The 870-nt window shown below is 77.7% G+C and carries 1 protein-coding gene; it reads left to right on the forward strand.

Going from position 1 to position 870, the window contains the following annotated elements; all coding sequences use genetic code 11:
• Positions 1–98 precede the first annotated feature (98 nt).
• Positions 99–870, forward strand: a 772-nt coding sequence (locus NS355_RS17945) for an ATP-binding cassette domain-containing protein (RefSeq protein WP_058746880.1), incomplete at its 3' end; no start/stop codon positions are given.

An 870-nucleotide genomic window follows, 5' to 3' on the forward strand; every position in this document is an offset into this window, starting at 1 on the left:
GTCGAGGCGGGCCCCGTCGCGCGGGTCTTCGCCGCGCCGGCCGCGCCGGCGACGCGGGCGCTCCTCGCCGCCCACCGGGCCCTGCACGGGGAGCCGGCATGACGGCCCTGCTGACGGCCCGGGGGCTCCGCCACTCCTATCCGGGGCCCCGCGCGCCTCGCACCGTGCCCGCGGGCATCGACCGCGCCCTCGTGGAGGGCGAGTGCGTCGCCCGGATCGGCCGCAGCGGCTCGGGCAAGAGCACGCTCGCCCGCCTGCTTCTCGGGCTCGAACCGGCCGAGGCCGGAGAGGTGCTGTTTCGCGGCACGCCCCTGTCCCGCCTCGACCGGGCCGGGTGGCGGGCCGTCCGGGCCGCGATCCAGATGGTGCTCCAGGACCCGCTCTCGGCGGTCAACCCGCGCCACCCGGTCGGCCGGATCGTCGCCGAGCCGCTACGCCACCTGACCGGCCTGTCCGCTCCCGAACGGCAGGCGCGGGTGGAGGAGGTGCTGGCGACGGTCGGCCTCGACCCCGCCGTGGCCCTGCGGCTCCCGGGACAGCTCTCCGGCGGGCAGGTGCAGCGGGTGGGCCTCGCCCGGGCGCTCGCCACGCGGCCGGCCCTGGTCGTCCTCGACGAGGCGGTCTCGAACCTCGATGCGCCGCGCCAAGTCGAGATCCTCGATCATCTCGCGGCCCTGCGCCGCCGGCACGGCACCGCCTTCCTGCTCGTCACCCACGACGTGCGGCTGGCGCGCCGCTTCGCCGACCGGATCGTGGTGCTGGGTGACGGGCGGATCGTCGACGCCTCGCCGTGCCGGCCGGTCCTCTCGCTCACCCATCCGGCGGCGCGCGAACTCCTCGACGCGGTCCTGCCGGCCGAGCCCACGAGAC

Source organism: Sphingomonas yabuuchiae (genome assembly GCF_001477495.1).
Taxonomy (GTDB): domain Bacteria; phylum Pseudomonadota; class Alphaproteobacteria; order Sphingomonadales; family Sphingomonadaceae; genus Sphingomonas; species Sphingomonas yabuuchiae_A.